The sequence below is a fragment of the Nitrosomonas communis genome (assembly GCF_900114745.1).
GTDB classification, from domain to species: Bacteria; Pseudomonadota; Gammaproteobacteria; order Burkholderiales; family Nitrosomonadaceae; genus Nitrosomonas; species Nitrosomonas communis_A.
This window is the reverse complement of the sequence record NZ_FOUB01000027.1, coordinates 43,407-50,486: the sequence shown is the minus strand read 5'-3', so window position 1 is coordinate 50,486 and position 7,080 is coordinate 43,407. Positions and strand designations below refer to the sequence as shown.

General features: G+C 43.3%; 7 protein-coding genes. 5 read left to right on the top strand and 2 right to left on the bottom strand.

The genetic code is table 11. The annotated features are described in order from the left end of the window. The 3 genes from BM122_RS11215 to dapD form a co-directional block, all read left to right on the top strand. Positions 1 to 433, top strand: a 433-nt coding sequence (locus BM122_RS11215; RefSeq protein WP_305728202.1) for a transposase, incomplete at its 5' end; no start/stop codon positions are given. A gap of 433 nt (positions 434 to 866) precedes the next feature. Next, positions 867 to 2,057, top strand: a complete 1,191-nt coding sequence (gene dapC, locus BM122_RS11210; protein ID WP_074905641.1) for a succinyldiaminopimelate transaminase — start codon at positions 867 to 869, stop codon at positions 2,055 to 2,057. A 24-nt stretch (positions 2,058 to 2,081) separates the two neighbouring features. Further along, positions 2,082 to 2,903 (top strand): 2,3,4,5-tetrahydropyridine-2,6-dicarboxylate N-succinyltransferase, encoded by an 822-nt coding sequence (dapD, locus tag BM122_RS11205; protein WP_074905640.1) that lies wholly within the window; start codon positions 2,082 to 2,084, stop codon positions 2,901 to 2,903. A 99-nt stretch (positions 2,904 to 3,002) separates the two neighbouring features. Here the strand turns inward: dapD and BM122_RS11200 are convergent, their stop codons facing one another. Together BM122_RS11200 and miaA are read right to left on the bottom strand one after the other, a co-directional pair. Beyond that, positions 3,003 to 3,359 (bottom strand): BON domain-containing protein, encoded by a 357-nt coding sequence (locus tag BM122_RS11200; RefSeq protein WP_074905639.1) that lies wholly within the window; start codon positions 3,357 to 3,359, stop codon positions 3,003 to 3,005. A 61-nt stretch (positions 3,360 to 3,420) separates the two neighbouring features. Then, entirely contained in the window at positions 3,421 to 4,383 is a 963-nt protein-coding gene (gene miaA / locus BM122_RS11195; RefSeq protein WP_074905638.1) for a tRNA (adenosine(37)-N6)-dimethylallyltransferase MiaA, read from the bottom strand. 199 nt (positions 4,384 to 4,582) lie between these two features. Between miaA and BM122_RS11190 the strand changes: the two genes are divergently transcribed. Both BM122_RS11190 and ybaL read left to right on the top strand, forming a co-directional pair. Then, positions 4,583 to 4,774: a twin transmembrane helix small protein gene (locus BM122_RS11190; protein WP_074905637.1), complete on the top strand. Its 192-nt coding sequence runs from the start codon at positions 4,583 to 4,585 to the stop codon at positions 4,772 to 4,774. Between the two features lie 543 nt (positions 4,775 to 5,317). Next, positions 5,318 to 7,012 carry a cation:proton antiporter domain-containing protein gene (ybaL, locus tag BM122_RS11185; protein ID WP_074905636.1) on the top strand — a complete coding sequence of 565 codons (1,695 nt, stop codon included), beginning with the start codon at positions 5,318 to 5,320 and terminating at the stop codon, positions 7,010 to 7,012. Positions 7,013 to 7,080: the final 68 nt, after the last annotated feature.

Sequence of the window (7,080 nt, the reverse complement as noted above, 5' to 3'; positions counted from 1 at the left end):
TATTGATGAAAGTGGGTTTGCACAGGATGCGCCGCGCACGCACGGTTATGCACCTGCTGGCCAGAGATGTCATGGCACGCATGACTGGCATGCGCAAGGTCGTATCAACGCGATTGGCGCCCTGATCGGAAAGCTATTGATAACCGTCAGCCTGTTTGCAGTCAATATCAGCGCCGATGTATTTCATGGATGGGCGATGCAGGACCTGTTGCCTAAATTGCCGTCACATGCGGTCGTTGTGATGGACAATGCTACCTTCCATAAGAGGCAGGATACGCAAGAGGCCATACAAAACGCTGGGCACACCCTTGAATACTTACCTGCTTATTCTCCTGATCTTAATCCCATCGAACATAAATGGGCACAGGCCAAAGCACTGCGTAAACAACAAAACCAGACCGTTGAGATGCTTTTTAAATCCTATACATTCTGAATCATTCTTAACTGGTTAGGCTATAGGTGAGGGAAGCAGAAGCTTCTCCTTTGATTCCAGCCTGCTCCAAAAACGAAAGGGGTACAGGCGTCCGTTTCCTAAAAAGTCACGCCAATGAGCAAAGTGGTGATCGGTATGATATTTTTTTGTTTGGTCAACATTAGGGTTGCCCTTTATAATGACTAGTGTTTATCAAATAACTAATTCTATTTCTAAATCAAAACTGACTTTGTCGGCTTCACCTTGCCGTATTATTAATACTATCTGCGGCTCGTCTTCGCGTCAATTTTGATTTGGAAATGGAATAAAAATTAAAGCTTGTAAAGAGAGAATTAGCTAAAAAAGATTTGTGATGATTTAAGCGCGGAGAACATTTGAGAAACATGCGTACGCTTATACCACCTACTTTTAGCTTTACCATTAACTTAGCAAAATGAATTCAACGCTGAATAATCTGCAGCCTTATCCTTTCCAGAAACTTTCAAAATTATTGGATGGAATCACGCCTAATCCCTCGCTAACGCCCATTCATTTGCATATTGGTGAGCCTAAACATCCCACACCTGATTTTATTTGTCAGGAACTCATTAATAACCTTGACGGATTGGCGCATTATCCCACCACCCTGGGTGCCAAGTGGCTACGTGCGAGCATTGCTACCTGGCTGATGCAACGTTATCGATTAACTGCTCTGGATCCGGATACTGAAGTGATTCCGGTCAATGGCAGTCGTGAAGCTTTGTTCTCATTTGCCCAAGCTGTTATTAATGTCCATAGCGCACAACCTCCGGTGGTTGTGTGTTCAAACCCTTTTTACCAGATTTACGAAGGGGCTGCCTTATTAGCAGGAGCAACGCCTTATTTCCTCAATACTCTGGCTAAGAATAATTTTGCCTTGGATTTTGCACAACTAACGACTGACATCTGGTCACGTACGCAGCTTGTCTATGTTTGTTCGCCAAATAATCCGACCGGTAGGGTCATGACCATGGAGGAATGGCGACAGTTGTTTGCGCTATCTGACCGTTATGGCTTCGTCATTGCCTCGGATGAATGTTATTCTGAGATTTATTTTGATGAGGATCATCCCCCATTAGGCGCTTTGGAAGCAGCCCGCCAGTTGGGCCGAGATGGCTTTCCCCGGTTAGTGGTGTTCAGTAGCTTATCCAAGCGCTCCAACGTGCCTGGAATGCGCTCCGGTTTTGTGGCAGGAGATGCGGCTATTCTGAAAAAATTTCTGCTGTATCGCACTTATCATGGCAGCGCCATGAATCCAGCGGTACAGGCTGCCAGTAAAGTTGCCTGGGCTGATGAGCAGCATGTGATCGAAAATCGCCGCATGTATCGGGAAAAATTCAATCAGGCCATAATTATCCTGGCAGAACATCTGCCGGTCGCTATGCCCGATGCGGCTTTCTATCTATGGCTAAAAACACCTATCAGCGATGTTGAATTCACGCAAAAGTTATATCGCGATTATAATGTCAATATTTTGCCGGGCAGCTACCTTGCACGTGAGGCCCATGGTGTTAATCCAGGCGAAAGTTTCGTACGCATAGCCTTGGTCGCACCATTAGCTGAATGTATGGAAGCAATGGAAAGAATAAAGGATTGTTGTATCTGAATTGATAAACGTTTAAGGAATAGCATGGAACAATTGCAAGCCATAATTGAAGAAGCTTTCGAGAGGCGTGCCGAGATTACACCACGTAATGTCGAAGCCAACCTCAAAGAGTCAATTGCACAAGTCATAAATCTGCTGGACAACGGTAAGTTACGTGTTGCTGAGAAAATAGGCGGTGAGTGGGTGACGCACCAGTGGATCAAAAAAGCAGTATTATTATCTTTCCGGATAGAGGATAACGCTTTCATAAAAGGTGGTTTTTCTAATTACTTTGATAAAATTCCATCCAAATTTGCAGATTATAGTTCTAGAGATTTTCGTGACGGTGGTTTCCGGGTAGTACCACCAGCGGCAGTTCGTAGAGGTTCATTTATCGCCAACAATGTGGTACTGATGCCTTCTTATGTCAATATTGGCGCTTATGTGGATGAGGGCACCATGGTGGATACCTGGGCGACAGTGGGTTCTTGTGCTCAGATTGGTAAGAATGTGCATTTATCGGGGGGAGTGGGTATTGGTGGTGTGCTGGAACCTGTACAGGCCAATCCTACGATCATTGAAGATAATTGTTTTATTGGTGCACGCTCTGAAATTGTCGAAGGAGTGACAGTTGGGGAAAATTCGGTCATTTCAATGGGGGTTTATATTGGCCAGAGTACCAAGATATACAACCGTGAAACAGGGGAGATCACCTATGGCCGCATACCGCCGGGTTCAGTCGTAGTATCAGGAAATCTGCCTTCAGAGAACAAACAATATAGCCTCTATTGTGCGGTGATTGTAAAACAGGTTGATGCTAAAACTCGCTCCAAAACAGGAATCAACGAATTGTTGCGCGGAATTTAACTTAATCGTAATCCATGCAGTATCAAATAGACCCCGGATTTTCCCGGGGTAACCCGTATCATTTTGGTTATCTCTTATTGCTAGAGTTTATTGGGTAGTTTATTGGTTTGCTGTTGATTGACTATCCTTCGTGCGTATTTGATTATTAACCTTTTTAACCCCTTCCACTAACCATGTTTGCATAACGGCTTGATCAGCTTGGGCCTGATTATCAACCAGGCCATTTAAAGATACTTCTCCGTTTCTTACATCAATATTGAGAGCCAGATTTTTTACATCTGCATGAGCGGATAGCCTTGCCTTAATATTGTTAAGAATAGCATTATCATCGTATTGCTGTCCTTCAGCGGGTACCACCCAGGATTCATGCACTCTTTCTGAGTTACCACAACCTGATAGGGTCAAAATGCTAAAAAATATTGCAATTAGAGTCCATAATTTATGGCGTATTTCCATATTGTCTCCTCAAAGTTAAAGTTAGCCCAAATTTAATTAAGTGGAAAGAAAATCTTGAGCGTCAATTAATTGCAAACTCTTTGGTTTGCAAGTACACGATCACTTGCCGGGGTAAATTTACAGCAAGACAGTCGAATTCCTGTAATCCTGTCATTGCGCGTAACCAGGTTAATTGACGTTTTGCTAATTGTCGCGTAGCTGCAACTCCCATATCCATCATTGTAGTGCGACTAATGAGATTGTCCAGATACATGTATACCTGCCGATAACCGACACAACGCATGGAAGGGGTTTCTGCATTGACACAAAATTGATCACGGATCGCGTGGACCTCATCAATCAATCCCCTTGCTATCATTTTTTCGAAACGGAAAAGAATACGCTCATGCAAAATTTTTCGATCAGCTGGCAGAAGCGCCATGCTGATCAAGTGGTAGGGAAGCGGTGTGCTTTTCTGTTGTGATAGTATATCTGACATGGGTCTGCCTGTGAGATAGTATACTTCCAGTGCACGTTGAATGCGTTGGCTATCATGAGGTTGGATGCGTTCTGCAGAGATTGGGTCAAACTGCTTTAACATATGATGCATTTCTGGCCAGCCTTTTTGTGCAGCAGTTATTTCAATTTCCTTCCGAATACTTTCATTAGCAGAAGGAAGCTTAGAGAGGCCTTCTTGCAAAGCTTTGAAATAAAGCATGGTACCACCCACTAATAATGGAATGTTTCCTCTCGCCGTGATTTCATCCATTTTTGTGAGTGCATCTTTGCAGAATTGTGCGGCAGAATAATGCTCGTCTGGATTAATTAAATCAATCAGATGATGGGGTACTGCTGCCAAATCATATTGATCAGGCTTAGCGCTGCCGATATTCATTTTTCGATAAACCTGAGCTGAATCCACGCTGATGATTTCAACCGGAAAATATTGGGCAATTTCCATCGCTACATTTGATTTTCCGCTAGCTGTCGGTCCCATCAGAAGAATAGCAGGCGCAAGTTCTGCTATGTTGTGCTTGCTCAACATGTTATTCTGAAAAAAAGTTGAAGGAATTAGCAAAATATCTGGAAACTATCTAAAAATTACTCAATCAATCATATGTCATGGTAATCAGTTACAATATATAAGCCGAGTCGCCAACAAAACAATATGAAACATTTAAAGTCATCGAGTGCTTAAGCTTGATGGTCATTTAATTAAATTCCAACCATTATAGGAATAAAAATTGAAGATCTTTGCTATTTTACTATTACTGGCAATACTTTACAGTCTTGGATCTGCGCTTTATTACATGCTGAAAGATAACGGGGAGGGCACGCGCATGGTCAAATCATTAACGATACGTATTGCGCTATCTTTGGTGCTTTTTATTGTCATGATGATAGCAACTTATATTAATTATATTCATCCAAGTTGATTATTTTGACTACCCTCAAATTTGGGTAAAGCTAGCAGCGAAAGATTAAAGCCATCCTTCTTCTGTGCGCGATAATCGGAGCCAGGCTGGTGCATCATTCCTGAAATATCGCTGCAAACTGCCAGAATGATTTTTTTAGAGTATCGTACTTATCTGAAGTAGACAAAATATTATAAAGAACTGTTTTCTATAAATATCAATCTCGGAAAACTTATAATGAATGAGTTAAACAGTAAATATTAGTATAGTGTGAGGTGCTAATTCCATTTCTAAATCAAAACTGACTTTGTCGGCTAAACCTTGTTTGTGGCCTTGCCGTATTATTTATACTGTCTGCGGCTCGCCTCCGCGTCATTTTTGATTTGGAATTGGAATAAGACAATTTATCAAAATTAAATGCCTAATTTCATGGCCTTGCCCGATCATGGGACTTTTTTGCCTGTCATATTTATACCTGTTGCTTCTATCCATTTCAAAGTCACTTCACCCTGACAGCTTTCATAAATTGAATTAACTTTTCATCAACGATCAATTTTTGAAGAAATGCCACACAGCACAATTTTAATTACAACAATTGCTGTCAGCTTAGGCCTTGCCTTGATCATGGGGATCATTGCCCAACGCTTGAAGCTGCCTGTTTTAGTAGGCTATCTGTTGGCGGGCATGATTATCGGTCCCTATTCGCCTGGATTTGTAGCAGATATCGAGTTATCAAATCAACTGGCAGAAATTGGTATTATTCTGCTGATGTTTGGCGTTGGCTTGCATTTTTCGCTAGATGATTTACTGGCAGTTCGACGCATTGCGTTACCAGGGGCAATTGCACAGATAGCAATGGCAACTGTGCTGGGAGCTATGATTGCGATAAGTTGGGATTGGAGCATAGGGGGGAGTATTGTATTTGGTTTGGCACTCTCGGTAGCCAGCACGGTCGTACTACTGCGTGCGCTTGAGCAGCATGGTCAGCTTAAATCGATTAATGGAAGAATAGCAGTCGGTTGGCTCATTGTTGAAGATTTAGTCGTTGTACTGGTTCTTGTATTACTACCTCCGCTTTCTGCCGGGTTAATCAGTGAGAACGGTGCGGTTGATGGTACACAATTATTGATGACATTGATGATCACCTTGGGCAAAGTGTCAGTATTCATAGCGTTCATGCTCATCGTAGGGAAAAGGCTATTTCCATGGCTGCTCTGGCATGTTGCCAGCACCAAATCGAACGAGCTGTTCACGCTATGTGTTATCGCCGTGGCAGTTGGGATTGCGTATGGTGCGGCGATACTGTTTGATGTGTCCTTTGCGTTAGGTGCGTTCTTCTCCGGTATGGTGATGCGAGAGTCGAGTTTAAGTCATAGAGCAGCGCAGGAATCTTTACCGCTCAGAGACGCTTTCTCGGTGCTTTTTTTCGTCTCGGTCGGTATGTTGTTTGATCCGCATATTCTGATCGAAGAGCCGCTACGCGTGTTAATTGTAGTTGGGATCATTTTGCTGGGAAAATCACTGGTCGCCTTCATACTTGTGCTCCTTTTTCGCTATCCGCTCAATACAGCCCTTACCGTGTCGGTCAGCCTTGCGCAAATCGGAGAGCTTTCTTTTATTCTCGCTTCTCTCGGTCTGACGATAGGACTACTCCCACCGGAAGGATACAGCCTGATATTAGCGGGTGCCTTTATTTCGATTACGCTTAATCCATTGGTATTTCAAACAGCAGAGCCCATTCAGAACTGGATCCGCGCTCGTTCTTCCCTTGCCCGCAGACTGGAGCGCGCAATTGATCCATTGGCAGAACTGCCGATGGCGGTTGCATCAAATTACGTGACTAATCATGTCGTGATTGTTGGTTATGGGGCTGTGGGAAAACGCGTAAGTGAAATTCTGGTCAAAAAAGAAATTCATTTTGTGGTAGCAGATCATAATCGGGAAATCGTCGAACGCTTACGGAAGGATGGTATTCACGCTGTGGCAGGTAATGCTGCTGATCCGGCTGTCCTGATCCAGGCGCATATTTCGCGTGCCAGTGTATTGATCATCACCGCTGCGGATGCATTGCGGGTACAACAAATGGTCGAAACCACGCACATCCTGAATCCTCAGGTTGAGATCCTGATCAGCACGCATGATGCAGAAGATGCTGCACGATTACAAAAAGAAAATGCTGGGATGGTATTTCTGGATGAGCAGGAGCTTGCCAATAACATTACCCATCATGTGTTGAACAAGCTGCAAAGCCACAGATAGCAGTATGCCAAAGTATCTTCAGTACAAAACCGGTAATACTGTTATTCATGTTTGAAGCAGATAAGTTT

Excerpts from the sequence above, each read along its gene's own strand:
- ybaL (WP_074905636.1), top strand. The coding sequence starts at position 5,318 with ATGCCACACAGCACAATTTTAATTACAACAATTGCTGTCAGCTTAGGC.
- dapC (WP_074905641.1), top strand. The coding sequence starts at position 867 with ATGAATTCAACGCTGAATAATCTGCAGCCTTATCCTTTCCAGAAACTT.
- dapD (WP_074905640.1), top strand. The coding sequence starts at position 2,082 with ATGGAACAATTGCAAGCCATAATTGAAGAAGCTTTCGAGAGGCGTGCC.
- BM122_RS11200 (WP_074905639.1), bottom strand. The coding sequence starts at position 3,359 with ATGGAAATACGCCATAAATTATGGACTCTAATTGCAATATTTTTTAGC.
- miaA (WP_074905638.1), bottom strand. The coding sequence starts at position 4,383 with ATGTTGAGCAAGCACAACATAGCAGAACTTGCGCCTGCTATTCTTCTG.